This is a genomic window from Nonomuraea basaltis (genome assembly GCF_005893125.1).
Lineage (GTDB): Bacteria > Actinomycetota > Actinomycetes > Streptosporangiales > Streptosporangiaceae > Nonomuraea > Nonomuraea basaltis.
Genome location: NZ_VCJS01000002.1, coordinates 38,728 through 57,229, shown reverse-complemented (window position 1 = coordinate 57,229; position 18,502 = coordinate 38,728). Strand labels below are relative to the sequence as shown.

Genomic DNA, 18,502 nt, shown 5'->3' with positions numbered 1-18,502 from the left:
CCGTCGCCCAGGACATGATGATCGCGGCCTCGCCAGGCGGAGGCCGGTCAGAGGGCGCTTGTTACTCGGAGGCCCGTGCGTCGGACGGCTGGTCGGCAGACGCCCGTCCGCCGGGCGCCTGCTCAGCGGACGCTCGTTCCCCGGACGTCAGGAGCGACAGCATCGTCGTGATCAGCACCCGCTCGACCTCCTCAGGTGCCAGCCGCCCCGCCTCCCGCTCCTGCGCGGCGCTGTGGATGATCGAGAAGAACGTCGTCACCAGCCAGGGCAGCGGCAGATCGGTACGGAAGTCGCCATCCCGCTGCCCCCGCGCGATCAACCGCTCCACCCGCCGCAGCGGCCGGTCGTGGTGCTCCCTGATCCGCTCGGTGGCCATGACCTGGTCCGCGGCCACGAACAGGCGGCGGTGCCGGTTGAGGATCTCCCAGGACGACCGCAGCAGCACGGTCATGGCCTCGGGTGCCGGGGCCGTGTCGATCGAGGCGTCCTCCAGCACCTCGTCCGCCATGCCGACCGCATGGTCCAGCACCGCGTCGACCAGCGCCTCCCGCGAGGGGAAGTGCCCGTACAGCGTGACCCTGCCCACCCCGGCGGCCTTGGCGATGTCGGCCACGCTGGCGGCCGGGTCGGAGCTGAGCAACCGGGTCCCGGCCTCGAGGATCGCGGCGATGTTGCGCTCGGCGTCGGCGCGCCGGGCGGGTACGGGCTGTCGAGCCGCGGCCTTGACCATGGGACCACCCTATGACGCCCGCCCGTACAACCAGCGGGAAAACGGGGCGACACGCTTGCACCGGACGCGACGTCAGGGCCTAGCGTCGGTCGATGTGAACGGACGACGCTGGAAGATCGGCGAGCTCGCCGCCGCTACGGGCGTGACCGTACGGACGCTGCGCCATTTCCACCAGATCGGCCTGCTGTGCCCGGCCGAGCGGTCGGCGGCCGGGCACCGGGTCTACACCGGCGACGACGTGCGCAGGCTGTACCGGATCCTGGCGCTGCGCGAGCTGCGGCTTCCGCTCGCCGAGATCGCGCACTCGCTGGACGGCGCAGACCTGCACGCGACCATCCGGCGGCAGCTCCAGCAGGTCGAACGGCAACTGGCAGCGCAGCGCGCCCTGCATCGCCGGCTGCTCGGCATCGCCGAGGCGCTGAGCGCCGCAAGGGAGCCGTCGATCGACCAGCTCATCGAGACGATGGAGGCGATGATGCAGGCCAAGCACTTCACACCCGAACAGCTCGCCCGGTTCGAGGAACGCCATCGGGAGCTCGGCCAGGAGGGCTTCGGGCACCGGCTGCAGGAGCTGACCGGCCTGGCCGCCGAGGCGGGCGGACACGCCGAGCGGGGCACGGACCCGGCGGATCCGGCCGTGCAGGAGCTCGCGCGCCGGTGGACCGCTGCCGTGGCCGGACTGGCGGGCGGGGACAAGGCCGTCATGTCGGCCATCTACGCCAGGATCGACGCCCGGGGACCGGAGACCGCGACGAAGGGCATCCTCAGCGCCGCCGCATGGGACTACCTCAGGCGGGCCTTCGCCGTGGGCTTCCCCGGAGCGTGACGGTTCACCGGCTCGGAGGCCGGAGGGTCACAGTTCCAGCACGTGGTCCAGCAGCGACTGCAGCGTGACCGCTCCGGCCAGTCGCCCCTCGCCGTCGACGACGGCGGCCAGCGGGCTGCGCGTACGAGCCATCAGCGCCGCCAGCTCCAGCACCGTCGCCTTCATGTCGGCCACCGGCAGCTCCCGAGGCTGCTCCGGCAGGCACTCGCGGACCGTCTTGCCGCCGAGCCTGCGCAGGAACATGTCGGCATGCGCCTCGTCCACCACCCGGGCCAGCGCCGGGTCGTCCTGGCAGTACGGCGGGACCGCGAGCCGCAGGACCTGGGTCCCGGGCAGGATGCTGAGCGGCCGCCCCTCCTCGTCGATCAAGATGAGACCCGGCAGGTCCTGCTCGGCCAGGAGCCTGGCCGCCTCCAGCGCCGGGGTGTCCAGAGTGACGGTGGGGAACTCGACGGCGAGATCGCGTGCGCGCATGGGTGGCCTCCGACCCACAGCCTAGCCAAGCAGCCGCCGACACGGCCGCGGCCGCCGACATCCAGCCGGGCACTCAGTGAGCGTGTCGCGCCAGGTCAAAGATGTCGACGTCGCACCGGAACAGCCAAACAAGAGTGGTACATTTATTGCACAAAAGGGGCAAACTACCCCTGGGAGGTACGTTGAACAGGCTGGTGAGTCTGGCCGCATCGGTCGACGATCGACCCACTCTCGCGCAGGTGGACGCGATGCTGACCGAACTCCAGCAGATGCCTCGCAATCAGTCCGTCACCGAGCTGATCGACGAGCTGCTGGACTACCGCTCCATGCTGCCTTGCACGGATTCTTGATGACTGCAGGCGATGACCTCGCTCCCTCTTGAAGGCCCGGGCGTCCGATGGGCTGGCCGGGCGGTGCCCTGCCGGTCCACGTCCGATCGACATCGCCTGACCAACCCATCGCCTCACGTCTGACGCGCTCACGGCGTTACTGCTCGCTCGCGAACGGCGCGTCTACTGGCCGATCCGCATGCCCTGCTGCTGGCCCATCGAGACGCCGAAGGGCTGTCCCTGCGGGCCGCCGCCGCCACCGGCGAGTTCCAGCAGCCGTGTCTCGACGTACCGCTGGGTGTGGTGTGACTTGTCCGCGATTCTCTCGACGAGGTCGTTGACGTTGCGGGCGAAGTCGAGGTCCGATGGGCTGACCTCGGCGAACTGGTCGAGAATCCGGTATCTGGTCTGCTGCCAGTTCTGCCGCAACTGCTGCTCGACCTGCTGAGCCTGCTGCTGTTCCATGGAGCGTCCTTTCCTAGTCGGAACGCCGGGAACCTACCCTTCGTAGTGAGATAATTACTCATTTGACTCCTAAGGATGTCTTAGATCGTTAGGAGAGAGTCGATCGCCCCCGGCCTTCGCCGCTCCATCGCCGGTGGGCACGCTCCACGGGGCGCATCCGCATGATCCTGTTGCCCGGCAACGCCCCGGTCGTCAGAGTTTCCATCCCTTGCAGGTCAAGACTGGGCAAGTGTCTTCCACCTGGCCCCACCTGGCCCTAGGGGAGCCAGGTGGGGGCGGCGCTCACCAAGCTGTGGACCCCGCCGGATGCCTCATGGCAGCTCGGCGAAGCGCTCGACCGCCTCCGTGCGGCCGGAGACCAGGATGACGTCGCCGTAGGTCAGCTCGGTCTCCGCGGTGGCGTACGTGAAGTCCTCGCCGGGTGCCTTGACCGCGACGATCGTGACGCCGAACTTGCGGCGCAGGTTCGACTGGCCCAGGGGCACGCCGACGTAGTCCTTGGGCGGCTTGGTCTTGGCCAGCGCGAAGTCCTCGTCCACCTGCATGTAGTCGAGCATCCGGCCGCTGACCAGGTGCGCGACCCGCTCGCCCATGTCGTGCTCGGGGAAGACGACGTGGTGGGCGCCGATGCGGCTCAGGATGCGGCCGTGCTGGATGCTGATCGCCTTGGCCCAGATGTCGTTGATCTCCAGCTCGACCAGCAGCGACGTGGTCAGGATGCTGGCCTCGATGTCGCTGCCGATGGCCACCACCGCCCGGTAGAAGTCGGGCACGCCCAGCTGGCGCAGCGCCTCGATGTCGGTGGCGTCCGCGGCCGCGATCTGGGTGATCTGGCCCGCCAGCGCTTGGGTGATCTTGGGCCGGTTGTCGATGGCCAGGACCTCGGTGCCGCGCCGGGTCAGCTCCAGGGCCAGCGAGCTGCCGAACCGGCCCAGCCCGACGACCACGACCGGGCCGCTAGTGTAGTCAGCCAACGATGACTCGCTCCTCGGGTAGTTCGTAGTGGCGGGCGCGTGTGCAGTGCCAGGCCCGCGAACATCAGCAGGACGAGCAGCAGCCGTCCGGCCGTGCCGGCGTCCACCGTGATGCCGGTGGACAGACCAATCGTCACGAATGCCGACACTATCTCGAACAGCGCCTGGTCCAGCGGTGCGGGGTGAGCGTGAGCAGCGCGTAGGGGGACAGGCGACGTCGTGGCGCTCAGGAGAGGGAGCGGAAGAACTCGCGCAGCTCACTGACCAGCACGCCGGGCGTCTCCAGGGCGGCGAAGTGCCCGCCGTGGTCGAACTCCGACCACCGCACCACGTTGTGGACCTGATCGGCCAGCGGGCGGATCGAGAAGTCGGGCGGGAACACCGCCGCCGCCGTCGGCACGGTCCCGCGCTCCTTCGGCGCCCACGCGCTGAAGTCGTTGAACCGCTCGAAGTAGGTGTGCGCCGCCGACCCCGCCGTCTCGGTGAACCAGTAGATGCTCACGTCGGTGAGGATGCGGTCCCGGTCCACGGCGTCCTCGGGCAGCTTGGCCGCCGGGTCCGTCCAGTCCTTGAACTTCTCCACGATCCAGGCGAGCTGCCCGGCGGGGGAGTCGTGCAGCGAGGCGGCGATGGTCTGCGGGCGGGTGCCCTGAAGGCGCATGTACGCGCCCAGCTGCTCCTGCCACTCCTCCATCCCGGCCAGCCGCCCGCGCTCGGCCTCCGTCAGGGAGCCCATGACCGCCGGGTCGCCGGCCGGGAACGTGAGCAGGGCGTTGACGTGCACGCCGATGACGTTGTCCGGCGCGGCGCGGCCCATCAGCGGCGCGATGAAGGCGCCGACGTCGCCGCCCTGGACCCCGTACCGCTCGTAGCCGAGCCGGGCCATCAGCTCGACCAGGGCGGCGGCGGTGCGGCCGTCGGTCCAGCCGGTGCCGGGCAGCGGGCCGGAGAAGCCGTAGCCCGGCAGCGACGGGATCACCAGGTGGAAGGCGTCGGCGGCGGCGGCGCCGTGCGCGACCGGGTCGGTGAGCGGGCCGATGAGGTCGAGGAACTCGACGACGGAGCCCGGCCAGCCGTGGATCAGCATGAGCGGGGTCGCGTTCGGCTCGGCCGAGCGGACGTGCAGGAAGTGCACGTTCGCTCCGTCGATCGTGGTGGTGAACTGCGGGTACGCGTTCAGCGCCGCCTCCTGGGCGCGCCAGTCGAAGCCGTCGGCCCAGTACTCGGCCAGTGCGCGCAGGTAGCTCGTGGGCACGCCGCGTTCCCAGCCGGTGCCGGGCAGCTCGGGGGCCCAGCGGGTACGCCGGAGCCGGTCGCGGAGGTCGTCGAGTCCGGCCTGCGGGATCTCGATGCGATACGGCGTGACCTGGGGTGTTATGTCACTGTTCGTCATGTCTTCGACAGTAAAAGGAATTGGTGACAGCTTCCGGCACCAATGTCACGGCAAAATGGGTCCCATGTTGGAGACCTCCGCCCGGCTGCTCCGCCTGCTGTCCCTGCTCCAGTCGCGCGCCGACTGGACTGGCGCCGAGCTGGCCGAGCGGCTCGGGGTCGGCCTGCGTACCGTGCGGCGCGACATCGACCGGCTGCGCGAGCTCGGCTACCCCGTGGACGCCACCCCCGGCGTGGCCGGCGGCTACCGGCTCGGCGTGGGCGCCGCCCTGCCGCCGCTGCTGCTCGACGACGAGGAGGCGGTCGCGGTGGCGATCAGCCTGCGGACGGCCGCCACCGGCAGCGTCGCCGGGCTGGAGGAGGGCTCGCTGCGGGCGCTGGCCAAGCTGCAGCAGGTGCTGCCGTCGCGGCTGCGGCACCGGGTGAGCGCGTTCCAGGCGGCCACGGTGCCGCTGGCCGGCGCGGCCGGCGCGGCCGCCCCGGCCGTGAACGCCGACCTGCTGACCGCCATCGCCGCCGCCTGCCGCGACCACCGCCGGCTGCGGCTGCGCTACCAGGGGCGGGACGGCATTTCAGAGCGCGAACTGGAGCCGCACCGGCTGGTGCACACGCCGCGCCGCTGGTATCTGCTGGCGTGGGACGTGGGCAGGCAGGACTGGCGGACGTTCCGGGTGGACCGGATCCAGGTGCCGCTCGGGATGCCGGGGGCCCGGTTCACGCCGCGGACGCCGCCGCAGGAGGACGTGGCCGCGTACGTGTCGCGGGCCATCACCTCCGCGCCGTACCGCTACGAGGCCCGCATCCTCTTCCACGCGCCGCTGGAGTCGGTCGCGCCCCAGACCTCGCCGGGGGCGGGGCGGCTGGAGCCGGCGGGCGCGGACAGGTGCGTTTACCTGACCGGCTCGAACTCGCTCGACGAGCTGGCCGTCTACGTCGCGGTCAAGGGCTTCGACTTCGAGGTCCTGGACCCGCCGGAGCTGGTGCCGGTGCTCCGCGAGCTCTCCGACCGGCTGCGCCGCGCCGTCCGATGAAATTTGTGGCACGGTTGGGGCATGTCCGACGAACTCGCCCTCCCGATGACCGTCGAAGAGGCCATCGCCGCCGAGCGGTCCGGCCGGCGGCTCAAGTTCATGTATTTCTGGGGTCACCAGCCAGCCCGCGACGGCGGCGCCGGCCCCGGCTGCCTCAGCCAGTGGTGGCCGGTCACCTTCGCCGAGGACGGGCACGCGTTCGCCTCGGCGGAGTACTACATGATGGCGCACAAGGCGTGGCTGTTCGGCGACGAGGAGAGCGCGGCCAAGATCCTCGCGGCCGGCCATCCCGGCGAGGCCAAGACGCTCGGCCGGACCGTGCGCGACTTCGACGAGGCGACGTGGGAGGCCCGCCGGTTCGAGATCGTGGTGCGCGGGAGCATCGCCAAGTTCGGGCAGCACGCGGAGCTGCGGGAGTTCTTGCTCGGCACCGCGAACCGGGTCCTCGTGGAGGCCAGCCCGCGCGACCGGGTGTGGGGGATCGGGCTGACGGCCGCCGACGAGAGGGCCGCCTCCCCGGCGACGTGGCAGGGTCTGAACCTGCTCGGGTTCGCCTTGATGGCCGCGCGCGACGCGCTGAGCGCCCGCACGTAAGTCAGGAAGGAAACCGCAGGTAGCCGGGCGGCACGAGGTCGACCAGCCACACCCCGTTGGCGCTGCGCCGGAACTCGTGCCCGTCGGCGTGCATCGCCCCCGCCCCCACCACCAGCACGACCGGTACGCCCCGGCGCGCCCCCACCCGCGTCGCCGTCTCCCGGTCGGGCGACAGGTGCACGTGATGGCGGCTCATCGGCCGCAGCCCTTCCTGCTTGATCGCCCCGACGTACCGAGCCACGGTGCCGTGAAAGAGCACCTCGGGCGGCTCGACGGCGGGCAGGCCGAGCTCCACCGGCACCGAATGCCCCTGGCTGGCCCGGATCCTGCCGTCCTCGATCGCGTACCGCCGCTTGTCGTTGCCCTCGACCACCCGCCACAGCTCGTCGGCCGTGATCGGGAACCCGTGCTCGGCGGCGGCCCGCAGCAGCACGTCGACGGACACCCAGCCGTTGGCGTCGAGCGTGACGCCGATGCGCTGCGGATCGTGCCGCAGATGCCTGGCCAGGTATTTCGAAATGCGAATCAAGCGCCGCTCGTCCATCACCCGCCATGCTCCCGCGCCCGCCGGGCCCCCGCCAACCCATTTCCGCCACCGCGCCCGCCGTCGCCTCCGGGTGCGTGTGCGTGACCTCGGCGGACAGCCGCGCCTGCGCCGCCGCCCGCGGCACGTCGCCGGCGAACCACGCGCCCAGCGGCGCCACCCGCATGGCCGCGCCGTTGCCCCACGAGCCCTTGCCGTCGAACAGCTCGGCGGCCAGCTCCCGCCAGTCCCCGCCCTCGCGTACGAGCCGGAGCAGCCGGTTGGTGGCGGGGCCGTAACCGCGGTCGAAGTCGTGGTGGGCGGCGGTCAGGTCTCGAGGCTCAGGGACAGGCGGCGGGCCAGGCCTGTGTTGCGGCGGTGCCCCACCCGGTGCACCGCCATCTCCAGGGCCTCCCGCTGCCCTACCAGCACCACCCACGCCTTGGCCCGGGTGACCAGCGTGTAGAGGAGCTTGCGGCGCAGCATGATCCCGCCGGACTCGGCGACGATCGGCGCCACCACGAACGGGTATTCGCTGCCCTGCGACCGGTGCACGCTGATCGCATAGGCATGGGTCAGGTCGTCCAGCTCGTCGAAGCCGTATTGGACGCTCTCCCCGTCGTCCGTGCGGATCTCGATCGTGCGCTCCGCCGGCACGACCGCGGTCACCGTGCCGGTCTCCCCGTTGAAGACGCCCTTGTCGTAGTTGTTGCGGATCGGCATGACCCGGTCGCCCACCCGGAACACCGTCGCCCCCGACCAGTGCTCGGGCTTGTCGTCGGCGGCCGGGTTGAGCTGGTCCTGGATCAGCCGCCCGAGCGCGGTCGCGCCGGTCTCGCCCTTGCGCATCGGGCACAGCACCTGGACCTGCCCGGGATCGACGTTCTGCTTGCGCGGGATCGCGACCATCGCGAGGTGCGCGACCCGCCGGGCGACCTGCTCCGGATCGTCGAGCTCCTCGAACCAGAACCCGCCCCGGCCCGGCGTCACCGGCATCCGGCCGGTGCGGATGCGGTGGGCGGCGTCGATGATGCCGCTGCCGTCGGCCTGCCGGAAGACGTGCGTGAGCTGGACCCGCGGGATCTCCGCGACGCGCAGCAGGTCGGCCAGCACGTCGCCGGGGCCGATGCTGGGCAGCTGGTCGCTGTCGCCGATGAGCAGCAGGTGGCTGCCGGTGGGGACGGCGGCGGCGAGCCGGGTGGCCAGGTGCAGGTCGAGCATGGACGCCTCGTCCACCACGATCAGGTCGGCCTGCGAGGGCCGCTCGTCGAACAGCGTCTCGGGGTCGGGGTCGGGCTGCTGGGCGAGCATCCGGTGCAGGGTCATCGCGGGCAGCCCGGTCAGCTCGGACAGGCGCTTGGCGGCCTTGCCGGTGGGCGCCGTGAGCGTGACCGTGCCGCCGCCAGCCCTGACGATGGTCGCGATGGCCTTCACCGTGTGGCTCTTGCCGCACCCAGGACCGCCCGTGATGACCGAAACGGTGCTGGTCAGGGCCATGGTGACGGCCGCGCGCTGGTCGTCGTGCAGCCCCGGGTCCTCGTGGAACGACCGCAAGGGCAGCGTGGACCGGGCCTGCGCGAGCCGGGTCAGCTGGGCGGCCAGCGCCGTCTCGCGGGCATGGACGTATTTCGCGTACGCCACCATCTGCCCCGGCTGGTCGGGGGAGGTCTCGATGACCAGCCGGCGGTCGGCGACGAGCGCGTCCAGCATCGGCCGCACCAGGTCCTGATCTTGCTCGATCAGCTCCGCCGTCTCCCTGACCAGCGTGGACACCGGCAGGAAGCAGTGCCCGTCGCGGGTGCCGGCCGCCTCCAGCCGATCCAGCAGCGCCGCCTTGACCCGCTGCGGGCTGCGCTCGGGCACCCCGGACTGCAGGGCGATCCGGTCGGCGATGCGGAACGCGATGCCCCTGACCCGTCCGATCAGCCGGTATGGGTCGGTGGCGAGCACCTCGTCGGCGTCCGGCCCGAACGCCTGGTAGATCTTGGCCGCCAGCAGCGGGCTGACCCCGAGCCCCTGCAAGGTCACCATCAGCGCGGCGATCGCCTTCTGCTCACGCCACGCCTCGACGATCTGGGCCTGCCGCAGCGGCCCGATGTTGACCACCTCGGTGAGCCGCGCGGGCTCGGTGTCGATCACCTTGAGCGTGGCCTCGCCGAAGTGGTCGACGATCGCGTACGCCAGCCGCGGCCCGATCCCCCTCACCAGCCCCGACCCGAGGTAGATCCGGATCGCCCGCACCGACGACGGCGTCACCCGCTCGCACCCGGTGGCCGCGAACCGCCGGCCGTAGCGCGGATGCCGGCTCCAGTCGCCGAAGATCCGCAGCGTCTCGCCCGGCTGCACCCCGGCCAGCGCCCGGCCGGTGGCCACGAAGTCGGGCATGCCGTCGGCGCTCATGCGCGCGACGGTGTATTCGTCCTCCCGGACGTAGACGAGCTGCTCGACCGACGCCTCCACAAGGGAGATCAAACCATCAGCCACCGACAATCGGCTCACATGGCGGTCGGAAAGGTCTCCGGCTCCGCGTCGCCCCACGGCTCGCTGTGCAGCGGATGCAGCGCCTTGGTCTTGTCGATCCAGATGAACGCGTCGTAGCGGCGCCCCACCACCGTCGGCACGTAGTTTCCCCACCGCTCCCGCTCCGGCCGGTACACCACGCCGATGGCCCGGTGCCCCATCGGCTCGTCGTACCAGTCGGCCCGGGGAGCGTTGGGCACCACGAACAGGGCCTGATCCGCGAGAAGCGCCTCGTGCAGCAGTGCCTCCAGCGACGCGGGCCGCGCCGGCGGCACCGGCATGACGTGGTGCTGCGTGCCCCACCGGTCGCCGGCCACCACCGACCCGCGGTGGCTGCCGAATCCCACCAGCACGGCGTCCGCGCCGTGGCGCTCCCTGGCCAGCTGCCCGAGGTTGGTCATCCCGGCGGCCGCCATGTCCGTCGCGCGGGCGTCGCCGACGTGCGTGTTGTGCGCCCACACGACGCCCTTGGCCCCGTGGTGCTCCGCGAGCCGGTCGAGGGTGTCGGCCATGTGCACGTCCCGGACGTTCCACGAGTCGGGGCCGCCGCGCACCATGGCCCGGTAGTAGCGCTCGGCCCCGGCCACGACCTCGGCGTTCTGCCGTACCTCGAGGTCGCCGGGCGCGGCGCGGACCACGGCGGCCAGCAGGTTCACGACCTCGTCCTCGCACGTGTCGGGGACGAGGCGGATGGCCAGGCCGTACTGCTGCGGGTCGTGGCCGTAGGACTCGAAGCAGTAGAGGGCGTCCAGCACCGCGTCCAGCTGGCCGGGCAGGTGGGCGGTGGCGTAGCGGCGTACGGCGCGCAGGGAGTCCCACAGGCTGTAGACGTCCAGGCCGTGGAAGCCGCAGCGCTCGCCGGGCGGCCGCCCGGCGTTCCAGCGCCGCAGCCAGCGGCAGAACTCCACGACCTCCTCGTTGGCCCACATGAACGTCGGCCAGCGCACGAAGGTGTACAGGGCCTCGAACGGGTCGACGTCGCCGGCGACCGCCCGGTGCACCCGCTCGCAGTCCGGCCAGTCGCCCTCGACCGCGACGAACCCGAAGCCCTTCTCGGAGATCAGGCGGCGGGTCAGCTCGCCCCGCCAGGCGTAGAAGTCATGCGTGCCGTGGCTGGCCTCGCCGATCAGCACGAACCTGGCCCGGCCCACGCGGTCGAGCAGCGGGTCCAGGTCGCCGGGGCCGGTCAGCGGGAGCGCGGAGCGGCGTACCGCGTCGAGGTCTGTCATTGGTCCTCCTCCGCGAGCAGGCTCAGGCATTCGCGGGCGAGCTGGAGCTCCTCGCGTACCTGCACCACCAGGACCGGGACGGCGGCGCCGGCCGCGCTGATGGGGCCGTCGTCGTGGCGGTTGCCCCGGACGGGCGGCTCGACGCCGAGCAGGCCGAGGCGGCGGCAGACCGCCTCGCGCACCTCGGGCTGGTCCCAGCCGATCTCCCCGGTGAACACGAGCGCGTCGATCCGCGGGAGCGACGTGGCGGCGGCCGCGATCTCGCGGCCGATCCGGTGGCTGAAAACGCTCAGCGCCAGCGCGGCAGCCTCGTCGCCGTCCCGCTCGGCGGCGACCAGCTCCCGCGTGTCCCCGGACCGCCCGCCGGACAGGCCCAGCAGCCCGGACCGCCGCTCCAGCCCCTCGGCCAGCTCCGCCACGGACAGGTGGCCCTCCGACAGCAGCCACATCAGCATCCCCGGGTCCACGCCGCCCGAGCGCTTGCTCATGGGCACGCCGTCCAGCGGCGTGAACCCCATCGAGGTGTCCAGGCTGCGCCCGCCCGACACCGCGCACACCGAGCAGCCGCCGCCCAGGTGCGCCAGGACCAGCTCCAGCTCGGTCACCGGCCGGCCGAGCAGCTCCGCCACCCGATCGGCGGCCCAGGCGTAGGACAGGCCGTGGAAGCCGTAGCGGCGCAGGCCGTACCGCTCGCGCCACTCGCCCGGCAGGGCGTACGTCGCGGCCGCGTCCGGCAGGCCGGCGTGGAAGGCGGTGTCCGGGCACAGGACGTGCGGCACCGCCGGCAGCTGCTCGCGGGCCGCCTCCAGCAGCGCCAGCGACGGCGGCAGGTGCAGCGGCGCCAGGCTCGTCACGCCGCGCAGCGCCGCCACGGTCTCGTCGTCGGCCACCGCCGGGGTGCGTACGATGTCGCCGCCGTGCACGAGCCGGTGCGCCACGGCCATGATGTCGCGGTCGAAGTGGCCGCCGAGGAACGCCGCCAGCTCCTCCCCTGCCGCCTCGACGGCCCGCTCCGTGTGCGCGCTGTCCAGCACGCTGCCGCCCTGCACGAGGTCGAGGCGGAGACTGGAGGAGCCGGCGTTGACGGTGAGTATCGCCGCTGACTCGGTCACCATCTCGTCCATCGCCCGGCTCATGCGGCTCGGCTACCCCGCACCGTCTACACAAAACGGACGCACGGGGACGAATGGCAGAGCCGCTTTACCGCGCTCGGAGGTTGTCTCGCGAGGAGGTCGGGTAGGCGTGCGCTTATGGACATCACCCTTCAGGTCAACGGCGTGCCGCGCACGATCGACGTCGACCCCCGGATGTCGCTGCTCGACCTGCTGCGCGAACGGCTCGGGCTGATCGGCTCGAAGAAGGGATGCGATCACGGGCAGTGCGGGGCCTGCACGGTGCTCATCGACGGGCGGCGGGCCAACTCCTGCCTGGCGCTGGCGGTGGCCGTGGACGGCTCGGAGATCACCACCGTCGAGGGCCTGGCCGGCAGGGACGAACTGCATCCGCTGCAGGCCGCCTTCATCGAGCACGACGCCTTCCAGTGCGGCTACTGCACGCCCGGACAGCTCTGCTCGGCGGCCGGGATGCTCGGGGAGCCGGGGCCGAGCGCGGTCACCGAGGACCTCCTCACCGACCCCGGCCTGACCCCCGGGGAGATCAGGGAGCGGATGAGCGGCAACCTGTGCCGATGCGGCGCGTACGTCAACATCGTGAGCGCGATCGCCGAGGTGGCGTCGTGAAGCCCTTCGAGTACGCCCGCGCCGGCAGCCCCTCGGACGCCGTGCGCCGCTTCCGCCCCGGCACCATGTACCTCGGCGGCGGCACCAACCTGGTCGACCTCATGCGCCTGGGCGTCGCCGAGCCCGACCACCTCGTGGACGTCAGCCGCCTGCCGCTCGACGCGATCGAGCAGGTCCGCGACCGGCTGCGCATCGGCGCCGCCGTACGCAACAGCGACCTGGGCGCCGCCCCGCTCGTCCGCGGCCGCTACCCGATGCTCGCCCGTGCGGTGCTGGCCGGCGCGTCCGGCCAGGTACGCAACATGGCGACGGTGGCCGGCAACCTGCTGCAGCGCACCCGCTGCGCGTACTTCCAGGACGTGACCAGGCCGTGCAACAAGCGCCGGCCCGGCTCCGGCTGCCCCGCCATCGACGGCGACCACACGAACCTGGCCGTGCTCGGCGCCTCGGACGCCTGCGTGGCCACCCACCCGTCCGACCTGGCGGTCGCGCTGGCCGCGCTGGACGCCGAGGTCCACGTCACCGGCCCCGGCGGCGACCGGATCATCCCGATGCCGGGCCTGCACCGCCTGCCCGGCGACGCCCCCGAGCGGGACACCGTGCTGGAGCCCGGCGACCTGATCACCGCCGTGGAGCTGCCCGCGCCGCCGCCCGGCGCCTCGGCCTACCGCAAGGTACGCGAGCGCGCGTCGTTCGCGTTCGCGCTCGTGTCCATCGCCGCCGTGCTCGACGTCCGCCCCGACGGGGTCGTCGGCGACTGCCGCATCGCCCTCGGCGGCGTCGCGCACGCACCTTGGCGGGCGGAACGCGCCGAGCGGGCGCTGATCGGCGGCCCGGCGACCGGCGAGGCGTTCCTGGCGGCCGCCGAGGCCGAGCTCGACCAGGCCCGCCCGCTGCCGCGCAACGCCTTCAAGGTCCCGCTGGCCCGAAACCTGATCGTTCACACGCTCGAGGAGCTGGCATCGTGAACCGCATCGAGGGCCGCGTCAAGGTCACCGGGCTGGCCACGTACGCGGCCGAATACCCGGTCGAGGCCGTCACCTACGCCTATCCCGTGCAGTCGCTGATCGCCAAGGGCCGCGTCACCCGCGTCGACGCCGGCCAGGCCCTCACCATGCCCGGCGTGCTGGCCGTGCTGTCCGTCGAGGACCCGCCGGAGCTGGCCGAGGACGCGGACGGCGAGCTCGCCCTGTTCCAGAGCCGCGACGTCGCCTACCGCGGCCAGCTGATCGCCGCCGCCGTCGCCGACACCTACGAGAACGCCCGCGCCGCCGCCGACGCCGTCCGCGTCTCGTACGAGGCCGCCGGCCACGACGTCGGACTGCGTGCCGACCACCCTGGCCTGTACCGGCCCGAGATCGTCAACCCTGACTACCCGTCCGACATCGAGCAGGGCGACGTCGAGGCCGGGCTGGCGGAGGCCGCGACCACCGTCGACGTGACCTACACGACCCCGGTCCTGCACAACAACCCGATGGAGCCGCATGCCTCGCTGGCCCTGTGGGACGTCGAGGGCAGGCTGCTCGTCTACGACTCGGCGCAGGGCGCGTCCATGGACCGCGACACCATCGCGAAGACGCTCGGCCTGCCGCCCGCCCGGGTACGCGTCGTGTCCAGGCACGTCGGCGGCGGCTTCGGCTGCAAGGGCACCACCCGCCCGCAGGCCGTGCTCGCCGCCCTGGCCGCCAGGGCCGTGGGCCGCCCGGTGAAGGTGGCGCTGACCAGGCAGCAGATGTTCGACCTCACCGGCTACCGCACGCCCACGATCCAGCGGCTGCGCCTCGGCGCGGACTCCGGCGGGCGGCTGACCGCGCTGGAGCACGTCGTGTACGAGCAGAGCTCCACGCTCGTGGAGTTCGCCGAGCAGACCGCGACCCCGGCCCGCGTCATGTACGCCGCGCCCGCGCACCGCACCGCGCACCGGCTCGTCCGCCTGGACGTCGCCACCCCGTCGTGGATGCGCGCCCCCGGCGAGTGCCCCGGTATGTACGCCCTGGAGTCCGCCATCGACGAGCTCGCCTGCGCCGCCGGCATCGACCCCGTCGAGCTGCGCGTGCGCAACGACCCGGAGACCGAGCCGGAGAGCGGCCTGCCGTTCAGCTCCCGCAACCTGGTCGCCTGCCTGCGGGAGGGCGCCCACCGCTTCGACTGGGACCGGCGCGACCCGGCGCCGGGCGTCAGGCGCGAGGGGGAGTGGCTCGTCGGGACCGGAGTGGCCGCCTCCACCTATCCGGCCAGGCGCCGGCCGTCGAAGGCCCTGGCCGCCGTGCGGGACGGCGACTTCCTGATCCAGGTGGCCGCCGCCGACATCGGCACCGGCGCGCGTACCGCGCTGACCAGGATCGCGGCCGAGACGCTCGGCGTCGCCCCCGGCCGGGTGCACGTCGAGCTGGGCGACAGCGACCTGCCGGACGCGCCGGTGGCGGGCGGCTCCATGGGCACGGCCTCCTGGGGGTCGGCCGTGGTGCGCGCCTGCGAGGAGCTGATGAAGAACGGCAAGGAGGGCCGCGCCGACACCACCGAGGAGATCAAGGCCGAATCGGAGCTGGCCAGGCACGCCTTCGGCGCCCAGTTCGCCGAGGTCCGGGTCAGCGCGGTGACCGGCGAGGTACGCGTGTCGCGCCTGCTCGGCGTGTTCGCCGCCGGGCACATCGTGGACGCCAGGCTGGCGAGGTCCCAGTTCATCGGCGGCATGACGATGGGCCTGGGCATGGCGTTGATGGAGGAGACGCTCACCGACGACGAGTTCGGCGGCTTCCTCCGGCGCGACCTGGCGCAATACCACGTCCCGGCCTGCGCCGACGTGGAGCGCGTGGAGGCGGTCTGGCTGGACGAGCAGGACGACCGCCTCAACCCGATGGGCAGCAAGGGCATCGGCGAGATCGGCATCGTCGGCACGGCCGCCGCCATCGGCAACGCCGTCCACCACGCCACCGGCCACCGCGTCCGCGACCTCCCGATCACCCCGGCCAAGATCCTCATGCCGACGTTTTGAACCCTCTTGGGGAGGAAGGAGAGGTCTCTCGTAGTAGAGGGCGGGAGGCGGCGTGAAACACGAGTCGCACGAGGAGCGGGCGGATCGCAACTTCGTCGAGCTCCTGCAGGGCGCGCGCGTGGCGGTGACCGGCGTGCAGGTGCTGTTCGCGTTCCTGCTGACCGTGCCCTTCTCGCCCGGGTTCGCCCGGCTGGACCTGGCCGACCGGTGGCTGTTCTACGTGGCGCTGGTCGGCGCCGCGATCGCGTCGATCTGCTACATCGCACCCGCCTCGCAGCACCGCGTGCTGTTCCGGCAGGGCCGCAAGGAGACGCTGGTACGCCGCTCCAACTTCTACGGCATCGTGGGCGCGCTCGCGCTCGCCGTGTCGATGACCGCGGCCACCACGGTCGTGATCGACTATCTCTTCGGCGCCACCCTCGCCTGGGTCACCGCCGGGATCATCGCCGTGCTGGCCCTGTGGACCTGGTTCGGCCAGCCCGCCCTCAGCCGGTCGGACGGCGCCGATCAGGAGTCCTCGGCCGGCGACTCGGTCCGGTCGTCGAGCGACGACTGACGCGCCCGGCCGCGCCCCGGCCCGCCAGGTACGCCGCAAGCTCCTTCGCCGCACCTGCCGCCGTCACGCAGGCACGACGGGGGTTGACCCGAACGCCTCCGGTCCCTCACCCCGTGCTTGATCGGGTGAGGGACCGGAGGCGACAGGTCGTGATCGGGTGAGGGACCGGAGGCGTCAGGCCTTGGCCGTACAGGCGCCCGGGCGCGGTGCCGCGGCCGTGATCAGGTAGCGATCGATCTGCCGCTCCAGGCAGGAGGGGCCGCCGTGGTACGCGGTGTGCCCGTCGGCGTCGTTCGTGAGCAGCACGCCCTTCGACAGCTGCGCGGCCAGCGCCTTGGCCAGCGCGTACGGCGTCGCGGGGTCGCGGGTCGTGCCCACGACCACGATCGGCGGCGATCCCTTCGCCCGTACCTTCTTGGTGAACCTGGTGCCCTTGACCGGCCAGTACGGGCACGCCGACTCGGGATGGTCGACGCAGTTGACGGCCATGAGCGCCTCCAGCTGGTTGCTGTAGGTGCCGTCGGGCCGCCGGCCGTTGTACACGTCGGCGAAGCGCAGCAGGACCGTGCCGTCGCCCTTGAACGCGGCGGCCAGCGCCTGGCGCAGATACGGCCAGTCGGACTGCGAGTACAGCGCGACCATCACACCGGTACGCACCACGGCCTCGCTTACCTGCCTGCCGTCGTAGGTGTTGCGCAGCGGCGCCCGGTCGGCCCGCTTGTACAGCGCCTCGAGCCGCTTCATCGCCGCGGCGACCGTGTGCTTCTTGAACGGGCAGTCCGCCCGTTTGAAGCAGTCGCGCAGGAACGACTCCGTCGCCACGCGGAACCCGGTCTGCTGCGATCGGGAGAACTCGGCGCCCGTCTGGCTCGGGTTCTCGGCGCCGTCGAGCACCATGGCGCGGATCCTGGTGGGGAACAGATCGGCGTACCTGGCGCCGAGGTAGGTGCCGTACGACCAGCCGAGGTACGTCAGGCGCGCCTCACCCAGCGCGGCCCTCATCACGTCCATGTCCCGAGCGGCCTCACCCGTGCCGACGTGCCGGAGCAACTGCTTGCCCGAGTTGGCCTCGCACGACTTGGCGAACCTCTTGACCCACTGCGTGGCCTGCTCGGCCTCCTGGCGCGTGTCGGGGGTCATGTCGGCGGCGAAGTAGGCGTCGAGCCCCAGCGTGTTGAGGCAGCGCACGGGGGAGGACCCGCCCACGCCGCGCGGATCGAAGCTGACGACGTCGAAACGCTGCCGAATGCTCGCCGACATAATGGATTTATCCGCCTTGAGCGCATCAACCCCCGACATGCCAGGACCACCGAAGTTCAACACGACCGAGCCGATTTTCTTACCGGTGGCACGGAGCCGAACCATGCTGATCTTAATCTGCTTGCCGCCCGGCTTCGAATAGTCGAGCGGCACCCTTAATTTCGCGCATTCGTACCCGCCGCCGCACGCCGACCAGGCCAGGCGCTGACCGTGATAATCGCCGATCCGGCCGGGCGTGCCGGCCCGAGCCGTACCGGCGAGCCCGGTCATGGCGATCAACCCGGCGATGACCGAGGAAATGATTTTGATTGAGCGTCGCATGAACAAAAACTGAAGGGAAATCCTTGCGAGCCCCTTTAAGGGTGCTGGAATAGATCACTTGCAAGAAGCGCGACGACGCGGGTAGCGGATGGGGGAGGATGCGACGAGCAGGGGGCAAGGTCCCATGTCACAGCAGCAGCACCGCCCCGTCCGAGGCGACCACAAGGACGAACAGGAGATCACCTCCACCGGTGAGCGCGAGGAACGGCCGGGCCGCAGCCTCATCACCACCGACCACGACGTGATCTGCCAGTGGGCCGAGGAACGCGGCGCCCGCCCCGCCAAGGTCCCCGGCACCGAACATGAGGGGAGACCTGGGGTGCTGAGGTTCGACTTCCCCGGCTACGGCGGAGCCGACCTGGAGGAGATCAGCTGGGAGGACTGGTTCAGAACGTTCGACGACCGCAAGCTGAACTTCATCTACCAGGAGCACAAGAAGAGCGGCGCCCAGAGCAACTTCTTCCGCCTCGAAAACCCCGGCCGCGAAGACGTCTGACGGCCCCGGAGAGCCGGCCCATCCGAGAAGGCCGGGCCGGCCGATCAC

19 protein-coding genes and 1 pseudogene are annotated in these 18,502 nt (G+C 71.9%); 9 read left to right on the top strand and 11 right to left on the bottom strand.

All coding sequences use genetic code 11. The annotated features are described in order from the left end of the window. Positions 1-61: 61 nt before the first annotated feature. Complete coding sequence (locus EJK15_RS01105; protein ID WP_138708437.1) at positions 62-730, bottom strand: TetR/AcrR family transcriptional regulator; 669 nt, start codon at positions 728-730, stop codon at positions 62-64. Between the two features lie 94 nt (positions 731-824). Here EJK15_RS01105 and EJK15_RS01100 point away from each other — a divergent pair, with 94 nt between their 5' ends. Then, a complete protein-coding gene (locus EJK15_RS01100; RefSeq protein WP_171074037.1) occupies positions 825-1,556 on the top strand; it encodes a MerR family transcriptional regulator in 732 nt (243 codons plus the stop codon). A gap of 27 nt (positions 1,557-1,583) precedes the next feature. Here EJK15_RS01100 and EJK15_RS01095 read toward each other — a convergent pair whose 3' ends face one another. Then, positions 1,584-2,030, bottom strand: a complete 447-nt coding sequence (locus EJK15_RS01095) for a CBS domain-containing protein (protein WP_138708435.1) — start codon at positions 2,028-2,030, stop codon at positions 1,584-1,586. Between the two features lie 182 nt (positions 2,031-2,212). Here EJK15_RS01095 and EJK15_RS69995 point away from each other — a divergent pair, with 182 nt between their 5' ends. After that, on the top strand, positions 2,213-2,380 hold the full coding sequence (locus EJK15_RS69995; protein ID WP_171074036.1) for a hypothetical protein: 168 nt from the start codon (positions 2,213-2,215) through the stop codon (positions 2,378-2,380). 162 nt (positions 2,381-2,542) lie between these two features. On the opposite strand, the gene EJK15_RS01090 is transcribed toward EJK15_RS69995, so the two are convergent. From EJK15_RS01090 to EJK15_RS01075, 3 genes are all read right to left on the bottom strand, one after another. Then, positions 2,543-2,824, bottom strand: a complete 282-nt coding sequence (locus EJK15_RS01090) for a hypothetical protein (protein WP_138708434.1) — start codon at positions 2,822-2,824, stop codon at positions 2,543-2,545. A 311-nt stretch (positions 2,825-3,135) separates the two neighbouring features. Next, positions 3,136-3,798, bottom strand: coding sequence for a potassium channel family protein (locus EJK15_RS01085; protein ID WP_171074035.1), 663 nt, complete (start codon positions 3,796-3,798; stop codon positions 3,136-3,138). Positions 3,799-4,024: 226 nt separating this feature from the next. Then, the gene (locus EJK15_RS01075) at positions 4,025-5,191 is read right to left on the bottom strand and encodes an epoxide hydrolase family protein (RefSeq protein ID WP_138708433.1); all 1,167 of its coding nucleotides are present in this window, start codon (positions 5,189-5,191) and stop codon (positions 4,025-4,027) included. Between the two features lie 64 nt (positions 5,192-5,255). Between EJK15_RS01075 and EJK15_RS01070 the strand changes: the two genes are divergently transcribed. Further along, positions 5,256-6,221, top strand: coding sequence for a helix-turn-helix transcriptional regulator (locus EJK15_RS01070; protein WP_171074034.1), 966 nt, complete (start codon positions 5,256-5,258; stop codon positions 6,219-6,221). Positions 6,222-6,242: 21 nt separating this feature from the next. Next, on the top strand, positions 6,243-6,815 hold the full coding sequence (locus EJK15_RS01065; protein WP_138708431.1) for an NADAR family protein: 573 nt from the start codon (positions 6,243-6,245) through the stop codon (positions 6,813-6,815). A gap of 1 nt (position 6,816) precedes the next feature. Here EJK15_RS01065 and EJK15_RS01060 read toward each other — a convergent pair whose 3' ends face one another. The 5 genes and pseudogenes from EJK15_RS01060 to EJK15_RS01040 form a co-directional block, all read right to left on the bottom strand. Further along, a complete protein-coding gene (locus tag EJK15_RS01060) occupies positions 6,817-7,359 on the bottom strand; it encodes an RNA 2'-phosphotransferase (protein WP_138708430.1) in 543 nt (180 codons plus the stop codon). A gap of 106 nt (positions 7,360-7,465) precedes the next feature. Beyond that, a pseudogene (locus EJK15_RS77345) lies at positions 7,466-7,777 on the bottom strand (ADP-ribosylglycohydrolase family protein); the annotation flags it as partial. Beyond that, entirely contained in the window at positions 7,666-9,810 is a 2,145-nt protein-coding gene (gene recD2 / locus EJK15_RS01050) for an SF1B family DNA helicase RecD2 (protein WP_240776689.1), read from the bottom strand. The gene recD2 and the pseudogene EJK15_RS77345, both read right to left, overlap by 112 nt. A gap of 23 nt (positions 9,811-9,833) precedes the next feature. Next, a complete protein-coding gene (locus tag EJK15_RS01045; protein ID WP_138708429.1) occupies positions 9,834-11,087 on the bottom strand; it encodes an erythromycin esterase family protein in 1,254 nt (417 codons plus the stop codon). Then, positions 11,084-12,223: an acetate/propionate family kinase gene (locus EJK15_RS01040; protein ID WP_138708428.1), complete on the bottom strand. Its 1,140-nt coding sequence runs from the start codon at positions 12,221-12,223 to the stop codon at positions 11,084-11,086. The genes EJK15_RS01045 and EJK15_RS01040 overlap by 4 nt, the downstream gene beginning before the upstream one ends. Positions 12,224-12,337: 114 nt before the next feature. Between EJK15_RS01040 and EJK15_RS01035 the strand changes: the two genes are divergently transcribed. The 4 genes from EJK15_RS01035 to EJK15_RS01020 are packed head-to-tail and all read left to right on the top strand — an operon-like array spanning position 12,338 to position 16,377. Next, positions 12,338-12,826: a (2Fe-2S)-binding protein gene (locus EJK15_RS01035; RefSeq protein WP_138708427.1), complete on the top strand. Its 489-nt coding sequence runs from the start codon at positions 12,338-12,340 to the stop codon at positions 12,824-12,826. After that, the gene (locus tag EJK15_RS01030; RefSeq protein WP_138708426.1) at positions 12,823-13,794 is read left to right on the top strand and encodes an FAD binding domain-containing protein; all 972 of its coding nucleotides are present in this window, start codon (positions 12,823-12,825) and stop codon (positions 13,792-13,794) included. Before EJK15_RS01035 ends, EJK15_RS01030 begins: the two co-directional genes overlap by 4 nt. After that, positions 13,791-15,821, top strand: a complete 2,031-nt coding sequence (locus EJK15_RS01025) for a xanthine dehydrogenase family protein molybdopterin-binding subunit (RefSeq protein WP_138708425.1) — start codon at positions 13,791-13,793, stop codon at positions 15,819-15,821. Before EJK15_RS01030 ends, EJK15_RS01025 begins: the two co-directional genes overlap by 4 nt. A 52-nt stretch (positions 15,822-15,873) precedes the next feature. Then, positions 15,874-16,377: a DUF6328 family protein gene (locus EJK15_RS01020; RefSeq protein ID WP_138708424.1), complete on the top strand. Its 504-nt coding sequence runs from the start codon at positions 15,874-15,876 to the stop codon at positions 16,375-16,377. Between the two features lie 174 nt (positions 16,378-16,551). Here EJK15_RS01020 and EJK15_RS01015 read toward each other — a convergent pair whose 3' ends face one another. Continuing rightward, positions 16,552-17,742: an alpha/beta hydrolase gene (locus EJK15_RS01015; RefSeq protein ID WP_276615344.1), complete on the bottom strand. Its 1,191-nt coding sequence runs from the start codon at positions 17,740-17,742 to the stop codon at positions 16,552-16,554. 340 nt (positions 17,743-18,082) lie between these two features. On the opposite strand from EJK15_RS01015, the gene EJK15_RS01010 reads away from it, so the two are divergent. Then, entirely contained in the window at positions 18,083-18,454 is a 372-nt protein-coding gene (locus EJK15_RS01010; protein ID WP_138708423.1) for a hypothetical protein, read from the top strand. The last annotated feature ends 48 nt before the right edge of the window (positions 18,455-18,502 follow it).

Bases quoted from the DNA above. Each gene is read 5' to 3' on its own strand.
- EJK15_RS01105 (WP_138708437.1), bottom strand. From the start codon at position 730: ATGGTCAAGGCCGCGGCTCGACAGCCCGTACCCGCCCGGCGCGCCGAC.
- EJK15_RS01095 (WP_138708435.1), bottom strand. From the start codon at position 2,030: ATGCGCGCACGCGATCTCGCCGTCGAGTTCCCCACCGTCACTCTGGAC.
- EJK15_RS01090 (WP_138708434.1), bottom strand. From the start codon at position 2,824: ATGGAACAGCAGCAGGCTCAGCAGGTCGAGCAGCAGTTGCGGCAGAAC.
- EJK15_RS01075 (WP_138708433.1), bottom strand. From the start codon at position 5,191: ATGACGAACAGTGACATAACACCCCAGGTCACGCCGTATCGCATCGAG.
- EJK15_RS01070 (WP_171074034.1), top strand. From the start codon at position 5,256: ATGTTGGAGACCTCCGCCCGGCTGCTCCGCCTGCTGTCCCTGCTCCAG.
- EJK15_RS01065 (WP_138708431.1), top strand. From the start codon at position 6,243: ATGTCCGACGAACTCGCCCTCCCGATGACCGTCGAAGAGGCCATCGCC.
- EJK15_RS01060 (WP_138708430.1), bottom strand. From the start codon at position 7,359: ATGGACGAGCGGCGCTTGATTCGCATTTCGAAATACCTGGCCAGGCAT.
- EJK15_RS01045 (WP_138708429.1), bottom strand. From the start codon at position 11,087: ATGACAGACCTCGACGCGGTACGCCGCTCCGCGCTCCCGCTGACCGGC.
- EJK15_RS01040 (WP_138708428.1), bottom strand. From the start codon at position 12,223: ATGAGCCGGGCGATGGACGAGATGGTGACCGAGTCAGCGGCGATACTC.
- EJK15_RS01035 (WP_138708427.1), top strand. From the start codon at position 12,338: ATGGACATCACCCTTCAGGTCAACGGCGTGCCGCGCACGATCGACGTC.
- EJK15_RS01015 (WP_276615344.1), bottom strand. From the start codon at position 17,742: ATGGTTCGGCTCCGTGCCACCGGTAAGAAAATCGGCTCGGTCGTGTTG.
- EJK15_RS01010 (WP_138708423.1), top strand. From the start codon at position 18,083: ATGTCACAGCAGCAGCACCGCCCCGTCCGAGGCGACCACAAGGACGAA.